This window comes from Desulfoferula mesophila, from assembly GCF_037076455.1.
Taxonomy (GTDB): Bacteria; Desulfobacterota; Desulfarculia; order Desulfarculales; family Desulfarculaceae; genus Desulfoferula; species Desulfoferula mesophila.
The window spans coordinates 183966-210891 of sequence record NZ_AP028679.1; the positions used below are offsets into that span (position 1 = coordinate 183966).

The 26926-nt window shown below is 56.0% G+C and carries 21 protein-coding genes and 1 tRNA gene; 15 read left to right on the forward strand and 7 right to left on the reverse strand.

Annotated elements, in window-relative coordinates; all coding sequences use genetic code 11:
* Positions 1-129: 129 nt before the first annotated feature.
* From fbp to AACH32_RS00955, 11 genes are all read left to right on the forward strand, one after another.
* Complete coding sequence (fbp, locus tag AACH32_RS00905) at positions 130-1152, forward strand: class 1 fructose-bisphosphatase (protein ID WP_338604428.1); 1023 nt, start codon at positions 130-132, stop codon at positions 1150-1152.
* The gene (gene tsaD, locus AACH32_RS00910) at positions 1121-2191 is read left to right on the forward strand and encodes a tRNA (adenosine(37)-N6)-threonylcarbamoyltransferase complex transferase subunit TsaD (RefSeq protein ID WP_338604430.1); all 1071 of its coding nucleotides are present in this window, start codon (positions 1121-1123) and stop codon (positions 2189-2191) included. Before fbp ends, tsaD begins: the two co-directional genes overlap by 32 nt.
* On the forward strand, positions 2188-3036 hold the full coding sequence (rsmA, locus tag AACH32_RS00915) for a 16S rRNA (adenine(1518)-N(6)/adenine(1519)-N(6))-dimethyltransferase RsmA (protein WP_338604433.1): 849 nt from the start codon (positions 2188-2190) through the stop codon (positions 3034-3036). Before tsaD ends, rsmA begins: the two co-directional genes overlap by 4 nt.
* 64 nt (positions 3037-3100) lie before the next feature.
* On the forward strand, positions 3101-3439 hold the full coding sequence (locus tag AACH32_RS00920) for a type II toxin-antitoxin system RelE/ParE family toxin (protein WP_338604436.1): 339 nt from the start codon (positions 3101-3103) through the stop codon (positions 3437-3439).
* A gap of 11 nt (positions 3440-3450) precedes the next feature.
* Entirely contained in the window at positions 3451-3729 is a 279-nt protein-coding gene (locus AACH32_RS00925; protein WP_338604438.1) for a helix-turn-helix domain-containing protein, read from the forward strand.
* Between the two features lie 239 nt (positions 3730-3968).
* The gene (gene panC, locus AACH32_RS00930) at positions 3969-4826 is read left to right on the forward strand and encodes a pantoate--beta-alanine ligase (RefSeq protein WP_338604441.1); all 858 of its coding nucleotides are present in this window, start codon (positions 3969-3971) and stop codon (positions 4824-4826) included.
* Between the two features lie 12 nt (positions 4827-4838).
* The gene (gene panD / locus AACH32_RS00935) at positions 4839-5228 is read left to right on the forward strand and encodes an aspartate 1-decarboxylase (protein WP_350341529.1); all 390 of its coding nucleotides are present in this window, start codon (positions 4839-4841) and stop codon (positions 5226-5228) included.
* A gap of 128 nt (positions 5229-5356) precedes the next feature.
* Positions 5357-5707, forward strand: a complete 351-nt coding sequence (locus AACH32_RS00940) for a hypothetical protein (RefSeq protein ID WP_338604446.1) — start codon at positions 5357-5359, stop codon at positions 5705-5707.
* A 119-nt stretch (positions 5708-5826) separates the two neighbouring features.
* The gene (gene metK, locus AACH32_RS00945) at positions 5827-7008 is read left to right on the forward strand and encodes a methionine adenosyltransferase (protein ID WP_338604448.1); all 1182 of its coding nucleotides are present in this window, start codon (positions 5827-5829) and stop codon (positions 7006-7008) included.
* Positions 7009-7021: 13 nt separating this feature from the next.
* Complete coding sequence (gene ahcY, locus AACH32_RS00950; RefSeq protein WP_338604451.1) at positions 7022-8278, forward strand: adenosylhomocysteinase; 1257 nt, start codon at positions 7022-7024, stop codon at positions 8276-8278.
* 47 nt (positions 8279-8325) lie between these two features.
* Positions 8326-8400 (forward strand) — tRNA-Thr (locus tag AACH32_RS00955).
* A 94-nt stretch (positions 8401-8494) separates the two neighbouring features.
* On the opposite strand, the gene AACH32_RS00960 is transcribed toward AACH32_RS00955, so the two are convergent.
* From AACH32_RS00960 to AACH32_RS00990, 7 genes are all read right to left on the reverse strand, one after another.
* Complete coding sequence (locus AACH32_RS00960) at positions 8495-9598, reverse strand: tyrosine-type recombinase/integrase (protein ID WP_338604453.1); 1104 nt, start codon at positions 9596-9598, stop codon at positions 8495-8497.
* A gap of 382 nt (positions 9599-9980) precedes the next feature.
* Positions 9981-10610: a hypothetical protein gene (locus AACH32_RS00965; RefSeq protein WP_338604456.1), complete on the reverse strand. Its 630-nt coding sequence runs from the start codon at positions 10608-10610 to the stop codon at positions 9981-9983.
* Positions 10603-12957, reverse strand: coding sequence for a DUF927 domain-containing protein (locus AACH32_RS00970; RefSeq protein WP_338604458.1), 2355 nt, complete (start codon positions 12955-12957; stop codon positions 10603-10605). Before AACH32_RS00970 ends, AACH32_RS00965 begins: the two co-directional genes overlap by 8 nt.
* A 3-nt stretch (positions 12958-12960) precedes the next feature.
* Positions 12961-13302, reverse strand: coding sequence for a hypothetical protein (locus AACH32_RS00975; protein ID WP_338604461.1), 342 nt, complete (start codon positions 13300-13302; stop codon positions 12961-12963).
* Positions 13303-13649: 347 nt separating this feature from the next.
* Positions 13650-13847 carry a MerR family transcriptional regulator gene (locus AACH32_RS00980; protein WP_338604464.1) on the reverse strand — a complete coding sequence of 66 codons (198 nt, stop codon included), beginning with the start codon at positions 13845-13847 and terminating at the stop codon, positions 13650-13652.
* Between the two features lie 843 nt (positions 13848-14690).
* On the reverse strand, positions 14691-15191 hold the full coding sequence (locus AACH32_RS00985; protein WP_338604467.1) for a thermonuclease family protein: 501 nt from the start codon (positions 15189-15191) through the stop codon (positions 14691-14693).
* 1 nt (position 15192) lies between these two features.
* Positions 15193-16911, reverse strand: coding sequence for a class I SAM-dependent methyltransferase (locus AACH32_RS00990; RefSeq protein WP_338604469.1), 1719 nt, complete (start codon positions 16909-16911; stop codon positions 15193-15195).
* Positions 16912-17845: 934 nt separating this feature from the next.
* On the opposite strand from AACH32_RS00990, the gene AACH32_RS00995 reads away from it, so the two are divergent.
* The 4 genes from AACH32_RS00995 to AACH32_RS01010 are packed head-to-tail and all read left to right on the forward strand — an operon-like array spanning position 17846 to position 26894.
* A complete protein-coding gene (locus tag AACH32_RS00995; RefSeq protein ID WP_338604471.1) occupies positions 17846-20167 on the forward strand; it encodes a UvrD-helicase domain-containing protein in 2322 nt (773 codons plus the stop codon).
* Positions 20167-23376: a helicase-related protein gene (locus AACH32_RS01000; RefSeq protein ID WP_338604473.1), complete on the forward strand. Its 3210-nt coding sequence runs from the start codon at positions 20167-20169 to the stop codon at positions 23374-23376. Before AACH32_RS00995 ends, AACH32_RS01000 begins: the two co-directional genes overlap by 1 nt.
* Positions 23369-25207 (forward strand): DUF1998 domain-containing protein, encoded by a 1839-nt coding sequence (locus tag AACH32_RS01005; RefSeq protein WP_338604476.1) that lies wholly within the window; start codon positions 23369-23371, stop codon positions 25205-25207. The genes AACH32_RS01000 and AACH32_RS01005 overlap by 8 nt, the downstream gene beginning before the upstream one ends.
* A 13-nt stretch (positions 25208-25220) precedes the next feature.
* Positions 25221-26894: an NERD domain-containing protein gene (locus tag AACH32_RS01010; protein WP_338606641.1), complete on the forward strand. Its 1674-nt coding sequence runs from the start codon at positions 25221-25223 to the stop codon at positions 26892-26894.
* The last annotated feature ends 32 nt before the right edge of the window (positions 26895-26926 follow it).

A 26926-nucleotide genomic window follows, 5' to 3' on the forward strand; every position in this document is an offset into this window, starting at 1 on the left:
GCGGGGCTAGACCCCGCTCCCCCCGTCCCGTCTTTCCCCCGCCCCGCCTCGGCCAACACGACGGTTTTGTGATAAATTAAGCGAAAATAAACCACCGCCGCCCACGGGCGGGGACAAGGAGGAGGGGTCATGAATCCCAGCGGCACCGGCATCACCATCACCAACCACATCCTGGAACAGCAGTACGCCAGCGCGGGAGCCACCGGGGCCTTCACCCACCTGCTCAACGAAATCGTCATGGCCGCCAAAATCATCAACAGCGAGACCACCAAGGCGGGCCTGGTGGACATCCTGGGCAGCACCGGGCGACGCAACGTGCAGGGCGAAACGGTGAAAAAGCTCGACGAGTTCGCCCACGGCCTCATGGTGGACCGTCTGTACCGCAGCGGCCACGTGGCCATGCTGGCCAGCGAAGAGGACGCCGATCCCATCGATCCTCCCCGCGACACCAAGGTCGGCGAATACATCGTGATGTTCGACCCCCTGGACGGCAGCTCCAACATCGACGCCAACGTGTCCATCGGCACCATCTTCTCCATCCTCAAGCGGGTGAGCACCGGCCCCGAGTGCACCATGGCCGATTTCCTGCAACCGGGCTTCAAGCAGGTGGCCGCGGGTTACGTGCTCTACGGCTCCTCCACCATGCTGGTCTACTCCACCGGCAACGGGGTGTCGGGCTTCACCCTGGACCCCTCGGTGGGCGAGTTCCTCCTGAGCCACCCCAATATCACCGTGCCCCAGCGGGGCAAGATCGTCTCGGCCAACATGGGCTATTGGGACTATTGGGACGACAACCTCAAGAACTACCTGCGCTACCTACGCGCCAAGACCGACACCAAGCCGGTGTACTCCCTGCGCTACATCGGCTCCATGGTGGCCGACATCCACCGCACCCTGCTCTACGGGGGCATCTTCCTCTACCCCAACGACACCAAGGACCCCAAGAAGCCCTGGGGCAAGCTGCGCCTACTCTACGAGTGCAACCCCATGGGCTATCTGATCGAGCAGGCCGGGGGCCTGGCCGACACCGGCAAAGGCCGGGTGTTGGAGGTGGAGCCCACCGAACTGCACCAGCGGGTGCCCTTCATCGCCGGCAGCCGCGAGGACGTCGAGGAAGCGATTGCCTTCATCAGTGGCCAACGCTGCGAATAATACCGATCCGGGCCGCCTGGTCCTGGGCATCGAAAGCTCCTGCGACGAGTCCGCCGCCGCCGTGGTGGCCGATGGCCGCCGGGTGCTCTCCTCGGTGATCGCCAGCCAGATCAAGGACCACGCCCCCTTTGGCGGGGTGGTGCCCGAGCTGGCCAGCCGCCGCCACCTGGAGAACCTGGCCCCCACGGTCATGGCCGCCCTGAGCGAGGCGGGGGTCACCCTGGACGACATCACCGGGGTGGCGGTCACCCAGGGGCCGGGGCTCATCGGGGCTCTTTTGATCGGCCTGAACCTGGCCAAGGCCCTGGCCTGGTCCCGGGAGCTGCCCCTGGTGGGGGTCAGCCATCTGGAGGGCCACCTGGCCGCCCTGAGCCTGGCCCAAGAGCCGCCGCCCTATCCCTTCATGGCCCTGTTGGTCAGCGGAGGGCACACCTCCATCTTCCTGGTGCGCGCTCCGGGAGAGCAACAGGAGTTGGGCTCCACCGTGGACGACGCGGCGGGCGAGGCCTTTGACAAGGTGGCCAAGCTCTACGGCCTGGGCTATCCCGGCGGGATCATCATCGACCGCATGGCCGCGGCGGGCGATCCCTCGGTTATCCAGCTGCCCCGCCCCCGTATGCACGACGGCACCCTGGACTTCAGCTTCTCGGGCCTCAAGAGCGCGGTGGTGCGCTTCCGCGAGGCCAACCAGGGCGAGGACTACCGCATGGAAGACCTCTGCGCCGGGTTCCAGGAAGCGGTGGTGGAGGTGCTGGTCAAAAAAACCCTGGCCGCCGCCCAGGAGCGCGGGGTGGGCCACCTGGCCCTGGCCGGGGGGGTGGCGGCCAACCAGCGGCTGCGCGCGGCCATGGCCGAGGCCGCGGCCCGGGAGGGCCTGGGCGTGACCCTGCCGCCCCTGGCCCTGTGCACCGACAACGCGGCCATGATCGCCGCCGCCGGTTGCCACCATCTGCGCGCCGGCCGCCGCATGCCCCTGGAGGCCGACGCCATCAGCCGCCTGCCCAAGGGCGGGGCCCTGCCCGCCGAGGCCCTGGCATGACCCACCCGGCTGCCCTGCTCAAGGCCCACGGCCTGCGCGCGGGCAAGAAGCGGGGCCAGAACTATCTGATCCAACCGGCCACCGCCGGGGCCATCGCCGCCAGCGCGGGGGCCGGACCCGGCGACTCGGTGGTGGAGATCGGGGCGGGCCTGGGGGCCCTTACCCTGCCGCTGGCCCAAAGCGCCGCCAAGGTCTGGGCCGTGGAGGTGGACCGGGGCATCCACGCCGCCCTGCTGGAGGTGTTGGCCGAGGCCGGGGCGGACAACGTGGAGCCGCTTTTGGCCGACGCCCTGAACCTGGACTGGCCCGACTTGGCCGCCCGGGCCGGCGGGCCGGTGGTGGTGGCGGGCAACCTGCCCTACGCCATCAGCAGCCCCCTGCTGTTCACTCTGCTGGACAACCTGGCCTGCTGGAAGCGGGCCACCCTGATGGTGCAAAAGGAGCTGGCCGAGCGCCTGCTGAGCGCGCCGGGGGTCAAGGACTGGGGCCGCATGTCGGTCTTGGTGCAGACCTGGTGCGCGGTGCGCCGGGGCATGGAGGTGGGGCCGGGGCAGTTTTTCCCCCGCCCGGCCGTGGCCAGCCAAGTGGTGCACCTGGAGCCTCTGGAGCGCCCCGCCGCCGATCTGGACAGCCCCCAGGCGCGGGAGAACTACGCCAAGGTGGTCAAGGCCGCCTTCAGCCAGCGCCGCAAGATGATGGGCAACAGCCTGGCCGGGGGCCTGCGTCGGGAGCGCGGGCCGGTGGTCGAGGCCCTGGAGCGGGCCGGGGTGGAGCCCACCCGCCGGGCCGAGACCCTGTCCGTCGCCGAGTTCGCCGCCGTGACCAAGGAGTTGGAGCCGCTGTAGGCTTGCGCTATCCAGCTCGAAACTTGGGCGTTGCGAAATTATATCAATAATGATATAAATCATCATGTCGGACAAGCCTTCTAAAAAATGGCAAGCCGAATTTTTAAACCAAGAGGCCTTGGACGAGTTCGAGGCGTTTGGTCCTGAAATTCAGGCCAAGTTCTTTCGCATTTGGAAGCTGGTTGAGGAATTCGGTCTGCCCGCGGTGCGGGAACCTTATATCAGGCAGGTGGAAGGCAAGATTTACGAATTCAGAATGACGGGGAAGGACGGTATCGGCCGCAGTTTGTTCACGACCAAAGAACCCCGGCGAGTGGTCGTCTTGCGGTCGTTCATGAAAAAGACCCGGAAAACCCCTCAGCGCGAAATCAAGTTGGCCCAAAAACGAGCCAAGGAGGCGTAGCGAGGCGAGCCATGGCCATATCGGTGGACAAAGTTTTCAAGGAAAAAATGAAGGATGCCTCCTTTCGGGAGGAATACGAGGCCCTGGAGGAGGAGTTCGCCATTGCCCGTGAGTTGGTGAAGGCGCGGGTCGAGGCCAAGCTGACCCAGGCTCAGGTGGCCCGCAAAATGGGCACCTCCCAATCGGCCGTGGCCCGCCTGGAGAGCGGAAAGGTGGGGAGCATCAGCTCCATAAAAAAATACGCCCGCGCCACCGGCAAAAGGATTCAGTTGAAGTTGGTGGCCGGGTAACCCGCCCCGTCGCCTTATTATTCCGTGCGTCTTTTGCCTTGTTTCCCAGCAGGCCAGTAGCGAATTCCGTCGCTTGACAGCCCCCCCGCCCTGTGCTACCCCTTACTTGGTTTTCCCCGGCCGGTTTCGGCCGCGCGGCCGCTCGAGAGCTCCCAGGCTACGGGCAGGTCAATAACGCGGCGCGAGGCGGGCCTCAACCGCAACCGCTTGGATCGCTAGAGGCGACCGGGACGGAGAGCGTGGCCACACAACCGCAAGTCATACGTACGCCCCAGGATATGCAGGCCTTGAGCGCCCAGGTGCGCTCCCAGGGCAAGCGCGTCGCCTTGGTGCCCACCATGGGGGCCCTGCACGCCGGGCACCTGGCCCTGGTGGAGTACGCCCGCTCCCAGGCCGATTTCCTGGTGGTCAGCATCTTCGTCAATCCCCTGCAGTTCGACCGTGACGCCGACCTGGACGCCTATCCCCGCACCTGGGAGGCCGACCATGCCCTGTGCGCCGAGCACGGGGTGGACGCGATCTATGCCCCCACCCCCCCGGCCATGTACCCCGAAGGCTTCGCCACCAAGGTGATGGTCTCCGGCCTGGGCCAGGGCCTGTGCGGCGCCCACCGGCCGGGGCACTTCGACGGGGTGACCACGGTGGTGGCCAAGCTCTTCGGCGCGGTTTTGCCCCATGTCGCGGTGTTCGGGCAAAAGGACTATCAGCAGCTCAAGATCGTGCAACGCATGGCCGCGGACCTTAACTTTGAAGTAGAGGTGGTGGGGCGGCCCACCGTGCGCGAGGCCGACGGCCTGGCCCTGAGCAGCCGCAACGTGCACCTGGACCCGGAACAGCGCGAGCAGGCCCTGTGCCTGCGACGGGCCCTGGACCGGGCCCAAGAGCTGGCCCAGTCCGGCGAGCGCGACGTTCAGACGATCAAAGCCGCCGCCGCCAAGGTGGTGGAAGGGGCCTCTCTGGCCCGCATGGAATACATGGAAGTGGTGGACGCCGAAAACTTGGCGCCCCTGATCCGCCTGGAAGGCCCGGCCCGCATGGCCCTGGCCGTATGGCTGGGCACCACCCGCTTGATAGATAACGACGCCCTGATGGGTTAACCGAGGACGATCATGCAACGGCATATGTTTAAATCCAAGCTGCACCGCGCCACGGTGACCGAGGCGGAACTGCATTACGAGGGCAGCCTGTCGGTGGACCAGGATCTCATGGACGCGGCCGAGATGATTCCCAACGAGATGATCCAGGTCTACAACATCAACAACGGCGAGCGCTTCGAGACCTACATCATTCCCGGCCCCCGGGGCAGCGGAGTGATCTGCCTCAACGGGGCGGCGGCTCGCAAGGGCGAGGTGGGAGACAAGGTCATCATCGTGACCACCGCCTGGATGGACGAGGCCGAGCTGGCCGCCCATAAGCCCCTGTCGGTGCTGGTGGGCGAGGACAACAAGATCGTCAAGATCACCCGCCAGGAGCAGCACGGGCTCAAAGTGGCCCTTTAGACCCCTTCGCGATTCGGCCGCCGTCCCGCCAACGGGGCGGCGGTTTGTCTTTGGGCGGGCGGCTTGGCCCGCCCGGCGGCTTGGCCTACAATTAGAGATGAAGCGCTTCTTTTACGGCAGGTGTGGCCATGCGACGCGTCATCCTTTTTCTGTTGTTGGCCGGTTTTCTGGCCGCCCCGGCCTGGGCCGGGCAGTGCAACATCCCCGCCGGCGGCCAGTGCAGCCTGGTCATGGACCCCGCCCCCGCCCCGGTGGAGGTGGTTAACCTGGGCCAGGACAAGGAGGCCTCTGTGCTGGGGTGGTGGCTCTACTCGGTGCAGGGCGAGCCTCGGCGGGTGGCGACCGTGCTCAAGCCCGGCGAGGCGGTGATTTTCTCCCCCCCCAAGTCCAAGGACGGCCAAGGCGATTCCTTTGCCGCCCGGACCCTGGTTATTTTTAACCTAGGAACCACCGAACTAAGCGCCCGCACCGTTAAGTAAAAAAACCTTCTTTGCCGCCTGCTTGGCCGCCTCGGCGCCGCGGTTTATTGACAAGCCCCCGGCTGGGTGGTTTAATTCATAGCCTGTTAAAATTACGAGGCAAAAAGGAGACACACGGGATGGGTTACGACTACCTGTTCTCCAGCGAATCGGTGACCGAGGGGCACCCCGACAAGGTGGCGGACCAAATATCCGACGCCATCCTCGACGCCATGCTAAAAGACGACCCCGAGTCCCGGGTAGCCTGCGAAACCCTGGTGACCACCGGCCTGGCCATGGTGGCCGGCGAGATAACCACCGAGACCTACGTGGACATCCCCGAGATCGTGCGCAACACCATCAAGGGTATCGGCTACACCAACTCCTCCATGGGCTTTGACTGGGAAACCTGCGCGGTGCTGACCACCATCGACAAGCAGTCGGTAGACATCTCCCAGGGGGTCACCGCCGAGACCAGCCTTTTCGGCGAGCAGGGGGCCGGCGACCAGGGCATCATGTTCGGCTACGCCTGCACCGAGACCCCGGAGCTGATGCCCGCGCCCATTCATTACGCCCATCGCCTGGCCCGCCGCCTGGCCCAGGTGCGCAAGAACGGCTCCCTGGGCTTTTTGCGCCCCGACGGCAAAACCCAGGTGACCATCCAGTACGAGAACAACATGCCCAAGCGGGTGGAGGCGGTGGTGGTGGCTTCCCAGCACAGCCCGGACGTGAAATACACCACCCTAAAGGAAGCCATCATCGACGAGGTGATAAAAAAGGTGCTGCCCGCCGAGATGTTCGACGGCGACACCAAGATTTTCATCAACACCACCGGCCGCTTCGTGGTGGGCGGCCCCCACGGCGACTGCGGGCTCACCGGCCGCAAGATCATCGTGGACACCTACGGCGGCCAGGGCAGTCACGGCGGCGGTTGCTTCAGCGGCAAGGACCCCTCCAAGGTGGACCGCTCGGGCAGCTACTACGCCCGCTACGTGGCCAAGAACCTGGTGGCCGCCGGTCTGGCCGAGCGCTGCGAGGTGCAGGTGGCCTACGCCATCGGGGTGGCCGAGCCGGTGTCCATTTTGGTCAACACCTTCGGCACCGGCAAGATCGCCGAGGAAAAGATCGCCGAGGGCCTGGTCAAGCTGTTCGACTTCCGCCCCGCCCAGATGATCTCTCAGCTGGACCTCAAACGTCCGGTGTACAAACGCACCGCCGCCTACGGCCACTTCGGCCGCGAGGAGGAGGGCTTCACCTGGGAGCTGAGCGACCGGGTGGACAAGATTCGCCAATACTTTGGCCTCAAGGGCCAGTGCTCTTGAGTGGAGTTGATAGATGAAATGTGACATAGCCGACCACGCCCTGGCTGAAAAAGGCCGCCTGCGCATCGAGTGGGCCGGGCGTTCCATGCCCGTGCTCAACCTGATCCGCAAGCGCTTTGAGCAGGAGAAGCCCCTGGAGGGCGTGACCCTGGGGGCCTGCCTGCACGTGACCACCGAGACCGCCAACCTGTGCCAGGTGCTCAAGGCCGGCGGGGCCGAGGTGGTGCTGTGCGCCTCCAACCCCCTGTCCACCCAGGACGACGTGGCCGCTTCGCTGGTGGAGCACGACGGCATCAGCGTTTACGCCATCAAGGGCGAGGACACCGAAACCTATTACCAGCACCTCAACGCGGTGCTGGATGCCGCGCCCAACATCACCATGGACGACGGGGCCGATCTGGTGAGCCAGATCCACTCCGAGCGCAAGGATTTGATCAGCGGCATCATCGGCGGCACCGAGGAGACCACCACCGGGGTGATCCGCCTCAGGGCCATGGCCGCCGACGGGGTGCTGGCCTATCCCATCGTGGCGGTGAACGACGCCATGACCAAGCACCTGTTCGACAACCGCTACGGCACCGGCCAGAGCACCCTGGACGGCATTATCCGGGCCACCAACCGCTTGGTGGCGGGCTCCTATTTCGTGGTATGCGGCTACGGCTGGTGCGGCCGCGGCGTGGCCATGCGGGCCAACGGCTTGGGGGCCAAGGTCATCGTCACCGAGGTGGACCCCCTTCGGGCCTTGGAAGCGGTGATGGACGGCTATCAGGTGATGCCCCTGAACCAGGCCGCGGCGATCGGAGACTTCTTTTGCACCGTGACCGGCGACATCCACGTGATCCGCCAGGAGCACTTTTTGGCCATGAAGGACGGGGCCATCGTGGCCAACAGCGGGCACTTCAACGTGGAGCTGGATCTGGACGGCCTGGCCGAGGTGACCAAGAAAAGCCGCCCCATCCGCGACTTCGTGGTGGAGCACACCATGGACAACGGCAAGAACGTCTACGTGCTGGGCGAGGGCCGCTTGATCAACCTGGCCGCCGCCGAGGGCCACCCCTCCAGCGTCATGGACATGAGCTTCGCCAACCAGGCCCTGTGCGCCGCCTACATGAAAGACAACGCCGCCGACCTCAACAAGCAGGTCTACGTGGTACCCGATTTCATCGACGCCGAGGTGGCCCAACTCAAGCTGGCCGCCCTGGGGGTGGAGATCGACGAGCTGACCGAAGAGCAGGAGATGTACCTAAACTCCTGGACTATGGGGACGTAGGCATTTAAGATTAGCCCGCTCAGGCGGGTCCGCCCGACTAGATAAAAGCCGGCGTAGCTCAGGGGTAGAGCAGCTGATTCGTAATCAGCAGGTCGTTGGTTCAATTCCTACCGCCGGCTCCAGTAATATCAAGCGGTTACGGCTTATGGCCGTGGCCGCTTTTTCTTTGAAAAGGTGCTTGGACGTAAATTAGACGTAAAGAGATGTAAGGACCTGTCATGCCGCCTTGGTCCTTTTACTCAGGCCTCCATCCAAGACATCAAGGTAAGGTTTGGTGGTGGGGACGCCTCTGATGTAGTCCTCAGTCACCTGAAGGCTACGGTGCCTCAGGTGCTGCTGGATCACCACCATGGGCGTGTTCTCTCGGGCCAAAGAGGTGGCGGTCAAAGCCCTGATCCCATGGAAGCCAAAAGGCTTGACTCCTGCTTCTTCGCAGAGCCTGCCCAGGAACTTCGAAAGAGACCTGAAGGGCTTGCCGTAGCGATTTAGGAAAACCCATTCGCTGCGTCCTGTCCTTTCATGCTGTTCCCTGAGGACACCGATCAGGGCTTCGGTCATACCAACCCAGTCTGCCTCTTTCAGGCCTCCACGTCTCTTCCTGGTGTAGAGCCTCAGCCGACCTCTTTCAAGGTCGATGTCCTCCCATATCAGGTTGAATAGTTCCTTCCTCCTGGCTCCAGTGTAGTAGTAGGTCCAAAGGAGAGCTTTGTCCTGTCCCTCGGACAGGTCGACCACTTTCAGAAAGTCCTCCATAGGTGGCATGTAGTGGTGCGACTTCTCGTGGGAGAACTTATCGACTACCTGGAAGGGGTTTGGGGCTGGGCACATTTGGTACTTCATTGCCCAGTTCCAGGCAGCGCCTAGATGCGTCCTGTAGACGTTGGCCGTATTGTGGGATTTAGAACGGGCGTAACTCATAAGGAATCTATGGGCCGTTGCGGTGCTAAGGCCCTGAACAGGTTGACCAGGTTTGCCGTGCCAGTTTAGGAACCGCCTAAGGATTCTCAGTTTGTCTTTATAGGTTTTCGCAGAAACGTTTTCGCGGACATGGTCCAGATAGGCCGTCGCCCACTCATGTAAGGAGACCGTGGGGGTCTGCTCCCGCTCCCATACATCTGATACGGCCTTGGGCGATAACCCCTCGTCCAGCAGGCGCTTGATGTCCTCCTCTGGGATGCTTCCCCGCAGGAGTGTCTTCACCTCGCTTTCCCACTGTGTCGCTTCCGTTTTGGTCTTGAAGAGTTTCTCCCTGCGAAAATTTCTCCTGCTCACCTGGCCGACCCAATGGGTCTTGCCTTTGCGTACTCGTTTGCTGGGCATACGCATTCCTCACTGCTTGCTCTATAAGGTTGTCAAAGAACAGCCAGCGGTTTCGAATGCGCACCCCGCCATAGTCGGAAGGGTAGCGCCTGACCGTACTGGCTTCAACCTCGAAAAGGTCGGCAACGGCCTCCGGGGTCCATTTACGGCCAAGGCCTTGAACAATACGGGGCTGGGTTTCAGGCTTTCTGACCATGCTGTTCCCACGTCACCAGTGCTCGCACTGGGCAGTGTAGCGGCGTCAAGGCCTCCAGAATCGACGATCTTTTGCTCCGAAGGGTAGGGCCCCGGACCGGCAAAAAAAGAACCTTCGTCGCCGAAAATTTGCTCCAGCCAGGGGTTGGGGTTGGCTGAGAAAACTCCTTGCCTGAACCATGCTCTTTCATTTGTGGGTCCCATCTGGTTGGGTCCCATCCTCCTTTGGGGCCCCCTCAGAGGTTCCAGCCGGTTTTTCTTGGTCGTAGTATCCCAACTTGACTCCTGGACCAAACAACTCGGATAGCATAGCCGTCGGTTCAACTAGTTCGTCAGGCAACAGCCCCACCGGACCGCCGTCAATACTCCCAAGTACCTTGATCGTGTCGTAGGCCAAAGTTTCGGCTTCGGTAGTTACGCGGCCTCTTTTTTCGAAGCGATCCAGCAGCGCTTTGAATAGGCGCTGGATTGCTGGCCGCCAGGATTTCGTCTCCATGACCTCACGGTGATTAAGACGACAGAGAGGATTTGTAACCGTTGTAACCGGAGTTTCCCGGCTAGGGTTACAAGAATTATTCAATGATTTAGGGGGGGTAACCGCAGTTACCGGCGTAACCGCGTTTTGTGCACCATCTCGACCACTTTCCACCGTTTGCAGATTTTCGTCTTCTTCGCCAGGACTTAGATTTTTGGCGGTTTCACTGGTTACGTTGGTTACAGAACGGTTTTTGCTGGGGTTTTCTTGTAACCGGTCTGCTTGGTCATCGGTTACACGGTTACGCTTTTTAGGGGCCCACTCGGCAAAAAGCTCAATCATCTCCACTTTCCCCCAAGATCTCATTCTTTAGAACGTACATCCTTATGGGGTCATCAAAGCTGGGAAGGCGGACTACGCGGGCGGGACGGCCAGTGCTATCAGGTATCAGCAGCCCACGATCCTTGAGGTGATCCAGAACCCGCTTGCTGTCCATCCCCTTACATATCTCATTCCGGAACGTCTCCGGAAAAATCAGGTATTCTCGCCCTTGTTGGCCATCACGCACAAAACCCGCTCGGTTAATGATGGGTCTATCGTAGTCACCGTTACACGACTGAAAACGACTCTTGCCGTGTGCCTGGATGAATCGACGTACAGCTTCAATGCCTGCCTGTTCCTCTAGCGATCCGAAACCTCCACGCTGGTTGAGCCATGCCGTGAAACAGGTTCCAGCAGATTTCAGCGCCTCATCTCCGCCCCACGGGAGGATACCCATCGCCGTAGCCAAGCATCCAGCAGCGGCAACCAAGGCGAACCGATTAGCCACCCGCGTAACCTGCCCATCTGCGGTCCGGGGGCAGTGTTTGTCTAGGAATTCTTGCCTGGCCCTACGCAACTGCTCAGTTAAGTGCTCTGGGTTGGTTGTAATCCTTTCAAGGAATTTACGGGCGGGTGAGCCGTAATTTTGGATGGAATTAAGGCGAAGATGGTCGGCTAGGGCGGCGGGACTATCGAAATCGTGGAGATCTTCAAAGATGCCCAGACTAGCCCCGGCATCAGCCGGGATATCGACCATGCGAACCTCTTGACCGGCACTAGCCCTTCCGCCACTTTCATTCACTTTGTCCGCCAGAGACAGTTCGCCGGTGCTTAGAAAGAGAAGCCTCCATTGCGCGGGGGGCCTTCCAGTCCCATCCTTGCGGGCGCGACTTTTGCCTTGGCCGTTGGAAAGCATGTAGGCGGTCTGGCCAGCATCTTGCCCATTAATCTGGCTCATTTCGTCCAGACACAAGAGGGTATCGCAGTGGGCGACTCCAACCGCTTCGAGTCCATTGCTGGTGGCACGCCAGCTTTGGCAATAGCCGTTTACGCCACCGCCTCCCCAAACACTACCTGCTACCTGAAGAGCAGTGGTTTTGCCAATCGATGAACCACCACGGAGATGGAAACCGCCGCCCTCTAGACTAGCGGGATGGAGCAGCGGAGCTGCGAAAGCCGCACTTACCGCGAATGCAAGGCGACTATTACCTGCGCATAACTTGGCGATCTGCTCTTTCCACTCCTCCAGTTCGCCCTTTACCCGAAAAAGGTCATCGCTTACCCTGTCGACCTGGAAAAGGACGCGCTCGTCTTGACCGTTGCCATAGGTCTGGTTCGGCAAAACGAAGACCTGGCCGTGCCAGCCTAGTCGATCAACGCAGCGGGCCCACTCCTGCGGGCTGGCGTCGTTTATGTATTCATGAAGAGCATAGCGCGCCCTGGTCTCGGGGCTGATCTCCAAGCCAAGCTTCAAGAGCTCCGCACGATAGGCTGTCCCGTCCCCGGCCAAAAGTTCCATGGGCATAGCCCACTCGTTGGTTTGCCCTTCCCTGGTGGTCACGGCTAGCAACCTGCCCCAACTCTTGCCTCCGGAATCCCTGGTGCGGGCAACTACATCCAGCCGGGAACATACTTTAATCCATTCGACCTTCGTTTCTCCGGGGGCTTTAGTCGTTTCTACCTTTTTAAAAACTCCTTGCTCATCAACCCTAAAAGGCCAGTCGGGCGGCGATACTGGAGGCAAATCTTTTTTGGTTTGATCCTTCGAAAACGGATGAGCCTCCTTCACAAGTTGGAAGATTCGGCTCCCAGTAACACCAACGGGCAATTCGTCAGCCAGGTCCCATTTTTCTGGGAACTCGTCTGGAACCTCCACGATGCGGACAGAGTTAGCACCAGCTGCCAGGGCAATCTCTGCAACCGCATCGGCATATTCCCTTCCAGGCTGATCATGATCCGGCCAGATAAACACATCCCGACCCTTAAAAGGGTCCCAGATGGCCTTTTCGGCTGCATCGCTACCACAGGGAGAGGTAACCACCACCATTTCAGGGAAAAGCTGCTGAGCGGCGTCAGCTGTCTTCTCTCCCTCCACAACAAGCACGGGGGCGTATGGATTCCAGGCAAGGCTGTACAAGCCATAAAGAGGGCGGGGGGCCGGTAGGTGCTTCCACTCCCATTGGTGCTTTCCCGTTTTATCTTGCCAGCAACTCAGAGGTCGGATGTTTTTGCCACCGTTTTCCGAAACGAAACGACAGACGTAGAAAAAAGGCTTGCCATGCTTATCTCGGTAGCACCAAATCTGGTCCGGCTCACCCAAGTGAGGGTGGCGGAATGAGTCGGGCGCTGTGTCAGGTGCAAGAATCATAGGCTAGTCCTTTTTCCTCCGCTGATTACGACGTGCATTAGCTGCCGATGGGCTAGAAATGCTAAGTTCAGCAGCGATACGTTGGGCTGCTTCCATCTGCCCAACCCCATCCAAGTAGGCTCGTAGACTGATCAGGTCCCCGCCTCCTTGGTTAATGGCAAAATCGCCCCACTTGCCGGTTGAGGTGTTGATTTTGAACGAGCCAGGTTGTCGATCTAGCCGCTTGGGATTTCGAACCACATATTCCTTGCCGTGCAGCTTGCCACCTGGTAGCCATCGATTTAATAGGGCCACTGCCTGATGCAAGGCGGCTCGTTTTATGCTTTTGAAATCGACTTGAGTCATGTTCGGGACATTTTCAACTGTGTCCTTGCTTCATTCAGAGGCCCATTTCCGCAAGTACTTCCTTGGCCAAAGCATCCATGTCTCGCTCGAGATGGTGGCGCCTAAGCCAGGCGTCGGCATCTGAGTCCTTGATCAGCACCTTGCCGCGAGGCTCGACTTGGGAGCAGGGGAGCGGGTCAACCGGTCTTTGAATCCAATGGCGGATGACTCTGACACTAACCCCCATGCGTTTCGCCGCCTCATCGATGGACCGCCAGCGAGCCTGAACGATCTCTGAACAGGCTTTGCGTACGGCCTCACCTATAAGAGAGGTACAAGCTTCTGGACCCAGCCCACGCATGTTGGCTCTAATTTTCTCCCTGCTCCGTAGTGACTCTCATCTCAAGCAGTTCCTTTAGTCGCTCGACCTGGTCTCGGGAAAAGCGACGGTAGCCGTTGATGTCTCTCATTGCCTCAATCAGCCCTCTCTGCTCATAACGACGGACAGTATTGGGGTGGCAGTTGGCCTCTCTGGCGACATCTTGGACGGTGAGATCGTGTTCCACGGGGTACTCCTCGGTAGGGGTTATGACCTTGAGGCGATATGCCTCGTATCACCAGGTCAAAGCAGGTTTCTTACCGATAGTGAAAATATAAGGGCCTCCCGGGAAACCCCGTAAATCCGATGAGATGTCAGGAGGAGGCTCTTGTAGTTTCCTGCCGCGAGAGTGCAGACGGGTGGTGTCCAACTTTCCCCTCAGGCCCAACTAGGCTTAGAAAAAGTAGCTTCTTTTAAGTAGGTTCTTGCTTTGGGAGGGTCGCTGGGATAAGCTTTAACTAACCACGTGGCCTATCGGTCACAACGAGCCTCCGGGGCAAGATCTCCGGAACTCAAACACCCTGGAGCGTTGCCTCGTTTCGGGGTGTTGCCTTTTTGGGCAATAGGCTCTACATCTCGCCTCCTGCTCATCTGCTCGAGACTGACAAATCCAACTGGTGGATAACCACCAAGCTCTGCGATGGGTAAGTCTTACAGAAGATCATGTTCCCGTCAAGATTTTTGGATTTAATAACAACAAGTTACAACTTTCAAGGAGAAGTGTGTGAGAGTTCGGCTGAAGAGCCTATCTGTGCAACCACTTGAAATTTAAGCGCAATTTACGATAAAACTCTCCAGGAGAACTTGTACAATTATTTTGGGGCTTTATCTTCTTGTGGCTCTGTAATTTTTCTTCTACCGAGCCACCTTTTTTGAATGCAAACCGTGTTTGAAGTGCCCCGCGAAGGCGGTTACGGGAGTACCAGCACCTCTCCAGGGAACAGGAGCACTAGCCCTATCTTTTCGTGGATTACTACGACCACCACCCTTTCAACGTACACGACAACACCGGGTGGTGCGGCTGACTGCCTTATCGCGCCTTGCGCCACTCCCAGGGGGGGACGGGGTTGGGCTCAGACCACAGCCCCCGCTTGGCCTTTCGGGCTTCAGCTTCCAAGGCTGCCAGTTTCGCGCTCTTTGAGTACCTCTTGTACTGCCAGGCCAGACCCGCTCTGACCAATTCCTCGTTGAGGTTGCGGCCATCCGGGATCCTTACATGGGCTACCACCCGGCCATAGCGGTCCGTGGTGGGAGGCTTGACCGTAACCACCATTCCAAAACACAGGTCAGAAGTGAAGCGCTTGGGCGCCTGACCGTAGGGCTGGCGTTTTTCGGGGCTATCGATTTCGGCAAGGCGAACCTTGACTCCCCGGCCGTCTCTCATAACCGTGATGGTGTCGCCATCGGAGACGCCCACCAACTTGCCGGTCCATGCTGGGGGAGAGGCCCAGGCCAGCCCAGAGATCACGAAGAGTAGGACAGCCAGATATGTGGTTGTGTCGAATTTGATGGCCTTGGTGCCGCGAATCAACTTAAATCCATTCGGGTATCTGCTGGTCTTGCTTGAGACGAAGCCTTTGCCAGGAGACCCCCCTGAAAACCTCCTCCAAAGGCGGTGGAACTTCGCTGGCAGGCAAACTGGGGAGTGTTGCCTTGGCCTCCTTATAGAATTGTTCAGAGATGATTTTGTTGCCGTGGATGATGTAGGCCGAATGCCACCAGTTCTGGATCAGTTCTTGAGCCTTCTCGAGTTTTGCGGCTGAGGGCAACTTGTCTCGTTTTTGGACTTGGTTTATCGTTCGACGGGCTGGCAGCAAGTTCCAGAGGTCCCCGCATGGCCAGGCAGACCACGGCAGGCAATGGTCTATATCCCAGCCGTCTTTTCTTAACCGAGAGCCAGACCACACACAATAAACTGGTGTACCGCTTGCTATCAGGTCACTGGCCCTTCTGCTGGCATCGGCTACGCTGCGAGCGGGATCTGCCCAACTCATGGCGTACGCAATTGCAGCATCGTCAAGATTACGACCTTGGCCCCTGGCATACCCCTTCATGAGGCGGACCCATTCGGCTGTCAGCGCCGGCTCGACCCAAACGTTAAAACGGCCAAGTGCCCGCCAGATGTTTCTTGGGATCCTCAGTTTTCCGAAACTCTCCAGATATGGCTGGTCGATCGTGACAACTGTGGAGGCAGGAATTCTACCGGCCCGGGTGGCCTTCATTATCTGGCCCCCATTGGGATATGTCATGAAGTGGGCAGGCATTCTGGTTATGGTATCTGCGGCTTCCCTCAGGGCCTGGTGAAGCGCATAGGCCGTCCGTCCGGAAAAGCTCACGCCTATGCGTAGATCCAGGTGGGAAACGGGCTGGAGGGCGGCAAAGCCTTTGCGGGCAAAACCAAGCCCCTGAGCGCCTCTGTTTTTAGGGGTCTGGGGCAAGTCGGCTTCTATGAGGGGTTTGAACGCTCGGACCCAAAATAGAGCCGCCAGCCCGAGAGGGATGGCTACGTGGTCATCTTCATCTTCCCAAGCCATGCCGGAAACACTGTCGGCAATGCGGGCCACAACCCTCAAAAGAGCAAGTTTATAGGTGGACGACTTGGCGTCATTCAGGATGATATGCCGCAGTAGTGGCAACGCCCCGGTACCGTCATCAGGCAGGCGGACCACCATCTGAGACCATTGAACCTCCCGGCGTCCCAGCCTGTCCTCGGCGTTAACAATTCTCTCAATAATGGCGCCATGGGAACGGGCCAGTTTTTCTACTTCATCCAAGGCTACCGGATGAATTCCACGCTCAGGCTCAGCCGGCCCATGGCGGAGCGTGATGGCCATAAAGCCGCCAGGCTTCAGCAGGCCGATCAACTTTCGGAAGGCCCTGGGGCGATCAGCAGGCGCGAGATGCATCCAGACCGCGCTCAACAAGATGAAGTCGAAGGACAGGTTTAATTTGAGGATATTTTGAAGGTCAGGCAACCTATCCGATTCCCATCGGATACGAGGATGGAAATGCAGGCGTTTTCCTATGGTTGACATGGCAGCCGACGGCTCCACGGCCACGACTTCGTTGCCTTTGGATGCAAGCCAAGCAGCATCGCGGCCTGTCCCGGCGCCTATATCCAAACAGAGGGATGGCTGCTCAGGGATGATATCGACGAACCAATCGTGAAGGCCCGTCAGGGAAGGGTCTTCGTAGCGGGATTCCAATTCATTGGCGTGGGCTTCATACCAATCTACGACTGAATTGGTCATGAGCCGTTTCCGTAATTAGATAGAAAATTCATTTTGTTATCGTTAAGTAAACTGGGATCCCAAAAATGTTTTATATTTGCTGGCCAAGACTCCGTGATCATATCACATAGTCACCACGGCAAGGCCAGAGAGATCATCACGGCCAGAAACCAGGTCAAGGAGCAGACCATGCGGCACAGGTGGCGCCAAAACATAGGCCTGAGACCTCTAAGCGAAGAGGTGATTAAACAAAACGTCTACAGGGAATGTGTCCATTAGCAAAAACAAATTCTTGTCCCAAACGCTCTGACGACGTACAACCATTGACAAGGCACTAATCATGTCATTTAACGGATGTCTTCGAGAAATGCGCTTAAACGAAAACTGGTTTGTGTCTGTGGAGCACGCCTAGGACAAGGTGGGTACTTGGAGGCTTGATTACAACAGCCATCGTCCGCACAACTCTTTGGGTAGTTTGACCACAGAGGACTATGCCAAGCAGGCGGTAACTACTTCCTGCGTGGCGCCCCTAAAGCTACGACTCCAAGGAAGCAAACCTTGAAAACACTCATCCCAACTGGACCCTAAATGGTCAGTAGTTTAACGTCGAGGTTTGAGCCATCACAATTTGGACCGAGTGTAGACGGGAAGTCATATTGAATTGTATACCCCAAAAAGTTACAATCTTGGAACGAAACATCCAACCAATCGCTAATTATTACATTTGGAAGCGAGGATGATGCTTCCAGCGAAAAAATTGTTTGGGTAAGCTTTATTAGGTTACAATGGCATATGAGATCTGGCGGTTTAGTTGCATTCCGATCCTCCACCTGATGGGCAGATTATGAGTAGTACAAGCCATGAATAATCTTCCAAAATATAATGAATATAATTACCATTCTACCTCTAATTCCCGCTTGGGTTGTCGAGCGACATTACCTTTGGAGAATTGTTAATGCCGGAAATCGAAGTCAGGGTTTTAAGTAATGGACGTGAAATTAAAAAAATACTTAGACCATTGCGAATGCTAAATGGAAAGCCAGCAGTTAAATATAAAAAAAATCTTTGGCCTTTGATCAACGAAAACGAAATTCATATAGACACTAAAACAGGTAATTCCAAGCCCATTAAACAAGGTGCTACTGATAGAATCAAGGCTAAGTTTAAGATAATAGAAGTCAAGGTATTCAATAATGGTCGTGAGATTGACAGGATTCATCGTCCCGTTAAAGAACATGATGGTAAGTTTTCTGTAAAGTACAAAGGAAATTTTTATATATTACAAGAAGGCAACAAGATCTATTTACCAATTTCCGATAACAACCCAAATCATGCAGGCGTCAATAACCAAAAAGAAGCTTCACTTGATACAAATGTTATCTCTCAAATAGGCATGCCAAGAGAAGCAGGCTTGGACGAATGTCAGAAGGATGTAGTTCAGGCGCCGCCACATGCACGTCTACTAGTAAGCGCTGGGCCTGGAACTGGAAAGACCGAGGTTGCATGTGCACGATTGGCCAATTTGATTGACAATTATCAAATTGCGCCATCGAGCATATGGTTTATTAGTTTTACGCGCACAGCAGTTGGTGAAATTAGGGAAAGAATATCATCACACTTGCACGATCCGGGAGATGTCTTTTTAGTCAAAATTGCAACACTCGATTCACATGCTTGGATGATCCAATCCGGTTTCGATGAAAATGCGAAAATCTTAGGATCGTATGATGAAAACATAAAAAATGTTTTGGAGTTGATTAGTAACAACGAAATGGCGATTGAATATCTACAAAGTGTAAGACATCTGATCGTTGACGAGGCCCAAGATTTTGTAGGTATACGCTCTAATCTTGTCCTTACCTTCATTGAGAAACTTTCTGCCGAATGCGGCGTGACCATCTTCGCTGACGAGGCTCAGGCAATATATGGTTTTTCCGAAATCGACGAGGGAGACAGTTGTTTTACTAGACGAAAATCTCTTCCAGCATTATTAAGAGATGATAGGCGGCTGGGTTTTGTGGAAAAGGGGTTGGAAAGAGTACATCGAACCGAATCCTCAAGACTTCTGACACTTTTCACCAAAACTCGGCTCAAGGTGTTGACTTGTAAGGACACTGAACAAAAGGATCTAGATGAAGTCATAGAAGAGGTCAAGAAGTTAGCACACGAGACCGTTCCATCAGTTCAAAGACAGGATTTTAATGGTCTTGAGGATCTATTCATTCTATATCGCAGACGCGCCGATGTTCTTCTCGCCTCCAGTTTTCTTGGGTGCGAACCCCATAGAATTCGTATGTCGGGTTTGCCATTAAGCGTTGCTCCATGGGTCGGTTGCGTTTTGTCAGAGTACACAGAGGCAACTCTAGACCAAAATACCTTCGTGGCTCTTTGGTCGTCAAGCAACGTGGAATGCCTGCCTAACTCTCCCGAAATGGAAGACGCGTGGAAAGATCTTTTGCGTTTGGCTGGGCGAACCAGCAAGGCCATAGACATGGCGCAGCTTCGAACGAAGCTTGGCAGAAAACAGCCTCCACCTGAAATGTGCAGTACTGAAATCGGACAAACGGGACCAATTATCGGAACCATTCACGCTGTCAAGGGTAGAGAGGCAAAAGTCGTACACCTTATGCTCCCAAGCTATACAACTGATGCACGGGGCAGAGATGAGGAAGCCCGAGTCGTATACGTTGGCGCCACGAGGGGCCGGTTGAAGTTGAAGGTAGGACAAGGATATAAACAATGGGCTCGGCACCTTGAACCTTCGGGACGCGTCTTTAGTCCAAAATTCAGCGGTGCAAAGCCAAAAGCACAAGTGGAAATCGGACATGAGTTCGACATCGAACCTGCAGGTCTAGCTGGACGCAGTGTCTTTGCAAATGAGACCGAAGTTAGAGAAAGCCAACGCCTAATGAAAAGTTCCATAGGGCATCTCCTGCCGGTAGAGGCCGAACAAGACCGAACAATACGATATATATATAGGTTAAGGATAGACGGTCAGAGTACTTCCATAGGAACACTGTCAAAAGTCGTCAACGATGATCTTTTCGAGATAGGAAGGTTAATCCACCAGAAAATCGGTGGGGCCAAACTGCGCCCGCCGGATATTATTCGGCACCTCCGTATGTTTGGGGTTCGCACAATTGTTTTGCCACCAGAAGCAACTGAGTGTGCCCTACTGCATGAACCATGGGCCAAAAGTGGGATACTGCTTGCACCCATCATATTGGGCTACACGACAATGTATTTTCAAAGATATCGCAGACGTAGGAGGGGGTAATGCGGGAACAGTTGTTGACGCGACTCATGGAGGACCTCATCGGTCCTCATGAAGAGGAAGAAGTGCTCACCTCGAAACCAGCGGATGTCTACTTAAGCGGCATACTATGGCCTCGAGACACACGTATGACGGCTGAAGATGACGAAAAATTTGGCACCGCTGGATTTGGTGACGAGGAAGGAAGTGAAGCAGGAGAGGAGGAGGAAATCTCCTTGGTGGGGCTTGCTAGGCCCCGATCGGCGGGAGTCTCTCTTGCGGCCTCGAGCCCCAATGGGGTGCCTTCGATCGAGGTAAGAGTACTTTTTGCAACCTACGAACCTATAGACGATGACCCGGATACAAAAGGGGGCGCACTGGTAGAAAATGAAAGCAGCGAAACTGAAAGGCTGGATCAACAAAAATCCAAGTGGCCAAGACTTAGATGGCATCGTCGTTGGCATGACTTGTTGGTGCGCGGCCTAAAACTAAATAGAGCAGCTATACATGTTGACCTGAAATCTTTTGGTGCTCCTCAAGACGTCAAGCTGTATTTGAGAACAGCGCCTTTTTCGGAGGGAACTCTAACTACAGTCACGATCATAAATGACGCGAGTCCTGACAAAGATGGGGGCCGGCGAGACGTCGAAAGGCTTACCCTTTTCCAGACCAAACTGGAGATAAGACCAGAAAATGGGACTTACTTGGTGGCTCGGCCCTCTAGGCGCATGGTACTGGACGAAGAAGACTTGTCCGGTGAACTGCTTTACCGTGAGGCCAAGGAGTTTGCTGTTGGCCACACATGCTCGGCCGAATGGGAGGAAGGAGACAATCCCGGAACAGCGTCCAAGGTTACTACCCACTGGATGCCAAGGACTTTAGTAAGCTCAATGAATCCAGAAGGATCGGATGTTTTCAATAAATTGCTGGGGGGCGGCTTTGAAAGTCATCTTTCTACAGACTGGTTGGCAGAAGCTTCCGCAGAGGAGCTCGGAGAAGCACTTTCAGAACTGCCCATAGCATACGGAGAATGGATATCCCAACAGGAGTCGCTGGCCCAAGACTTGGAAGAAAAATACCGCGCACAAGCCAAGAAGAATTTAAAAAACTGTCGAAAAATTCAAGACAGAATGGCTGAAGGTGCTGTTTTCATTTCCAGTAGCCCCGAACTGACAACTGCCTTTCGCTTGGCAAACAAAGCCATGTCCCTTCAACACAAATGGAACGTCGACAAGGCTTCCTCAGGCCCTCTCAGGTGGTGGCCCTTCCAGTTAGGTTTCATCCTGCTTGCTGCATCATCCGTGGCTGATCGCAATCACCCGGAACGGGGAATAATGGATTTGCTCTGGTTCCCAACAGGCGGAGGTAAAACTGAAGCTTATCTGGGATTGATCGCCTTTCTTGCGTTCTACAGACGCCTAGCCTCTGGTAAAAATCCTGATGATGGTGCCGGTGTTGCAGCCATAATGCGCTATACATTGCGCCTGCTCACGACTCAACAGTTCGTCCGGGCTGCAGCCGTAATGCTTGCATGCGAGGCGATTCGTAGGGGATGCCTTCCTGGTTTTGAGACCGGTATAGACCTCGGAAAAACTCCCTTTTCAATTGGCCTATGGGTCGGTAATGATGCTGTACCAAACAAGGTGGCTGATGCTGCTGCCGCATTGGGCGGTGCGGATCAACCGACGCCTAAGCAGCTCGTTGAATGTCCCGCTTGCAGGAAAGATCTTGTTTGGCAGCACAATTCAAGGGAACAAACCATTCAAGTGAAGTGCCAGAACGAAGGGTGCATTCTGTACGATCCGGAAACAGCCCTCCCAATCTGGACAGTGGATGAGGATGTTTATCGTTTTAAACCCACACTTCTTATCGGTACAATAGACAAATTCGCACAAATAGTTCGTAGAAAAGAAGTCAACGCTCTTTTAGGTCTCAGCAGCGGACAGCCACCCGATCTGATCGTACAAGATGAACTACATCTGATATCTGGACCTCTAGGGACCATTGCGGGTCTTTATGAAGTCGCGATAGACAAGATGTTCTCTTCACGAGGGGGGCAGCCGAAAATTATAGGATCGACCGCTACAATTCGACGTGCGGGAGATCAAGTCAAAGCCCTGTTCAATCGTGAGACCGAGCAGTTCCCACCTCCTGGTCTAAATGCAGATGACACGGGCTTCGCTGTCAAAGATGAGGCATCGCCGGGGCGCCTCTATTGTGGGATCACAACGGCCGGTCGGTCGGCCAAGTTCACTCTCCAAGCGGTTGCCGCTTCACTTCTTCAATCTGCTTCTGAGGGCACCGGTGAAGTCAGTGAAAGGGACCCATACTGGACCCTTGTTTCATACTTCAACTCACTGCGCGAACTGGGGGGAGCGCTAGTCCTCATGCAGGACGATGTCAACGACAGCATGGAAATCTTGGCCGGAATTCGCAGCGAGACTTCTAGAAAACCGGAACTTGTCGAGGAACTGACATCTCGTCGGACGCAGGCAGAGGTTCGGGACATGCTATCCAGACTTGAGATACCCGCAGGCAGCGGCAGTGCTCTGGACGTGGTTCTTGCGACCAACATGCTGAGCGTCGGTGTCGATATTCCACGACTTGGCCTAATGCTCATGAACGGACAGCCCAAGGGAATAGCTGAGTATATACAGGCGACCAGCCGTGTCGGCCGTGGAATCGTTCCTGGATTGGTAGTCGTGATTCTGAACAATGCCAAGGCTCGGGATCGATCGCACTACGAAACATTCGCGACATGGCATTCCACACTCTACAGGGATGTAGAACCGACCAGCGTTACCCCATTCGCCTCCCGGGCAAGGGACCGCGCCTTGCACGCAATCCTGGTTGCACTTGTAAGACACCTAGTGCCCGGAATGCTTGAACGACCTGCACTCGACGATAGAGTAACAGCAGATGCCGAAGACATCATTGATCAAATCACGCAAAGAGCGAAATTCATCGATCCTTCGGAAGTTGAAGTATTGCAGGAGTTGAAAGAACGTCTTGCAAACTGGAAGCGTCGCGCCCCAAGTAGCTATTGGGGGTGGAATGTTAAGAAATCGTTGCTCCAAGACGCGGAGAGAGCAGCGACCATGCGGGCAATGGGCAGAATGCCAGGGGATGCTTGGCCCACATTAAATAACATGAGAAACGTAGAGGCGTCGACTCGCTTCATTCTTCGCGAGTTCCTGCATCAGAATGCCGACCAAGGGGGGGAAAATGGCTAATAATCGATTGGGAGAGATCAGGAGGAGCGCAGTAATTATGACCTTCGGCCCGGGAGCTGTCGTAGATTTCCGGGCGCAGGGAGCACCAGTTTCCGCAGTGTTGGCAGGTATAGAGGAATGGGACCGTTGGTTCCCACCAGCAGGCCTGAAACACCCACAAAGTATAATGGAACCCAGACTTCAACGGAAACTTGCAGTCAAGGGCTTTCGTTTGCCGCCGGTCGTTATCGAAAGTCGGCGCGACAAAAACGACCAGCCAGACGATCACACCCTCGTAGCAGTGCGGTTTCCTGTTTGGCTCCAATGTCCCAAGTGCAGCAAGATCGCTCCAGCAGACACATGGGGCCAAGAACCGGGAAGAGCCTATCGTTACTGTGGTCATTGCACCAACAAAGAACCCGGGCAACGCAGGGTCTTTGTAGTACCGGTCCGCTTCATAATGGCCTGTCCGGCAGGACACCTCAGCGAGTTTCCCTGGCACAGCTGGGTCGAGCATGAAAAGGACTGCAAATGGAAAGACAATAGTCCGCTTTATTTACGTTCCGAGAGGCCTGGTCTTGCCGGCCTCATACTCAGCTGCCCTAAGTGCAAGGCTAGCAGATCTATGGACGGGATTTTTAGTTCGGCCACTTGGAGAAATAGTAAATGCCATGGCAGAAGGCCTTGGCTGACGAATGTTAATGAAGAGTGTTCCGAAAAACCAAGGGCACTACAGCGAGGTGCTTCAAATCTCTATTTTCCGGTCATCGAGTCCGCTCTCAGCATACCGCCATGGTCTGACGCCCTACAAGAAGCGTTGGGCGTCTACTGGAGCGATATAGTCGATACGAACACCGAAGACCGTGAGCAATTCATTGCTATCCTGGCTAGGAATGCTTTGAAATCGGTACTGGAAGAGTTCAACCTAACTCCCAAACAATTAGCACGTCGCATTGGAGAGCGGGTGCTCCTGTTTAGCAGCGATGACATCCTAAACATACGATGGGAGGAGTACCGCCAATTCTTGGCAGGCTCGGATCCAATGCAGGCCGCCGACCGAGAGTTTGAAATTCGCAACGTGGAGGTACCTCAGAGCCTCCGTCGCCACTTTGAACATGTGACTCGTGTAGTCAGGTTGCGGGAGGTCCGGGCCATTAGGGGATTTACACGCATCAATCCTCCTGGAGACGAAGAGAATCCCAATGTGGCCCAGATCAGCATTCGTCGGCTAGACTGGCTTCCAGCAGTTGAGGTCCGTGGCGAAGGAATTTTTTTGACGTTAAGCAAGGAGCGCCTCCATAACTGGGAGGCTGCGGCCGAGATCAACGTTCGAGCAGATAAAGTACAAAGGGCTTGGGTCTCCGAATGGCGTCAACGCCATGGAGAAGGAGAGCCATCGCTCAGAATCACCCCTCGATTTCTACTTATACACACCTTTGCACATGCCCTCATGCGCCAACTGACCCTGGAATGTGGCTACTCAAGTGCAGCCTTACGCGAGAGATTGTACGTGAGTGAAGGGAACGACGGTATGGCGGGCATTCTGATATATACTGCCACTTCGGATTCCGATGGAACGCTGGGTGGACTTCAACGCCAAGGTACACCATCTCGCATAGAGAAGGCGGTCGTGGCAGCCATAAAGGCCATGGAGTGGTGCTCTTCTGACCCGCTTTGTATAGAGGAAATGATGACGGTGGCTAGCGGTTTGTCCCTCGCCGCCTGTCATGCGTGTGTCCTCGCCCCAGAAACTGCCTGTGAGGAGTACAACCGTTTTCTTGACAGGGCGATGCTCGTCGGAATTCCCGGAGACACAACCGTTGGCTTTTTCTCTGACTTAATCGAGGGCTAGTGAAATGGCGGTCATGTGGCCTAGGGAGATCCCTCGAGACGTTCTGGAAAATCCGCTTCGCAGCTCCGAGTGCAAGGTATACCGCCGAATGGAAGCTGTCCTTGAGGATTCATATGTAGTGTTCTACTCCAGCCCATGGCTTGGAGTGAGACCTGATGGGTCAGAGATAGACGGCGAATGCGATTTCGTAGTCGCACATCCACAGCTGGGAATTCTTGCTTTGGAGGTGAAGGGGGGGGCAGTAGCGTATGATCCAGAACGAGATCAATGGACGAGCCGAGATCGATGGGGACTCACACATCGGATCAAGAACCCGGTCCATCAGGCGCGAACCTCAAAGTATGAATTATTGAAAAAACTTAAAGCATCAGCTGAAGTGGCCCATCGTAAAATCGGTGCCTTTCACGGTGTTGTCTTGCCTCATTCATCTATGCCGCCACAAGACTTAGGCCCCGATATGCCCCGACAACTCTTCTGCTTCGTGGAACAATTCGAGCATTCATTCAGAGAATGGATACTCGCCCGGTTTGCAATCGGATCTGAATCGATGCAGACAAGAGACAGGCTGGGCAATGATGGGATCCGGGCCATTGAGAACATCCTTGCCAAGCCGTTTGTTTTACATGCTCCCCTTGGTCCGCTACTGAGTGAGGATATAGAAGCTCTGAACGTGCTGACCCAGCAGCAGTTTCACATTTTGACCAATATACAGGACGTACAAAGAGCTGCAATTTCAGGATCTGCCGGAACCGGAAAAACTGTCTTGGCTCTAGAAGAAGCCCGTCGCTGTTCCAAAGACGGCTTACGCACTCTTTATACTTGCTACAATCGTCCCTTGGCGATAGACGTCTCAAAACGTCTAGAAGGTTTGCCCAACCTTGTTGTACTTAACTTTCATACGTTTTGCAAAAAAATTGTCGACCAGGCGGGCATCAAAATTCCAAAGGTTAGTTCGCAGCGTAGACTTTTTGATGATGTTTTTCCTGAGTTGCTTATGCAGGCTTTTGATTCCATGTCAGTTAGGCAATTCGATGCAATCATTGTTGATGAGGGCCAAGATTTTTCCCCACTTTGGTGGTCAGCTTTGGACTCTGGCTTAGACCCAAGAGGGAAAAACCTGCTACGCATATTTTTTGACGACAACCAAATGGTTTACGGCAAAGCAAAATGCCTCCCAAAGGACGTCGAAGTCATTCCGATACGTCTCACCAGAAACTTGAGGAACACCAAGCGCATCCATGAGTTTATCCAAATTCATTATCGGGGATACACGGTAGATGCTATAGGTCCAGAGGGGGTCGAGGTCAAGTGGATTGAGGCACAAACAATAGGCACCCTCAGGCGCCGAATAATTGGCTACACCACAAAGCTTGTATCGACTGAAGATATTTCGGCTGAGAGCATAGCCATACTTGTACCGAGTGAGGATATGTTGGAGACTATAGCGCCGGAGGGGATGGTCGGGGCTTTGGTTGCTTCCCGATGCGACTCCCCAAAAGATGGTTCCGTGGTCGTCGACACTATAAGGCGCTTTAAGGGGCTTGAACGTCCTGTGGTCATACTAGCAGCAACTACGGAAATTGGCGAATCTAGAGAGCTTCCATATGTCGCGATTTCCAGGGCATGCACCCATTTGATCGTGGTCGGTCCTGCCGATATGCTGAAATGGTTAAGAGGACAGGAGTGATTCCTCCTCATATGAATGCGTGTTGCTTTTGG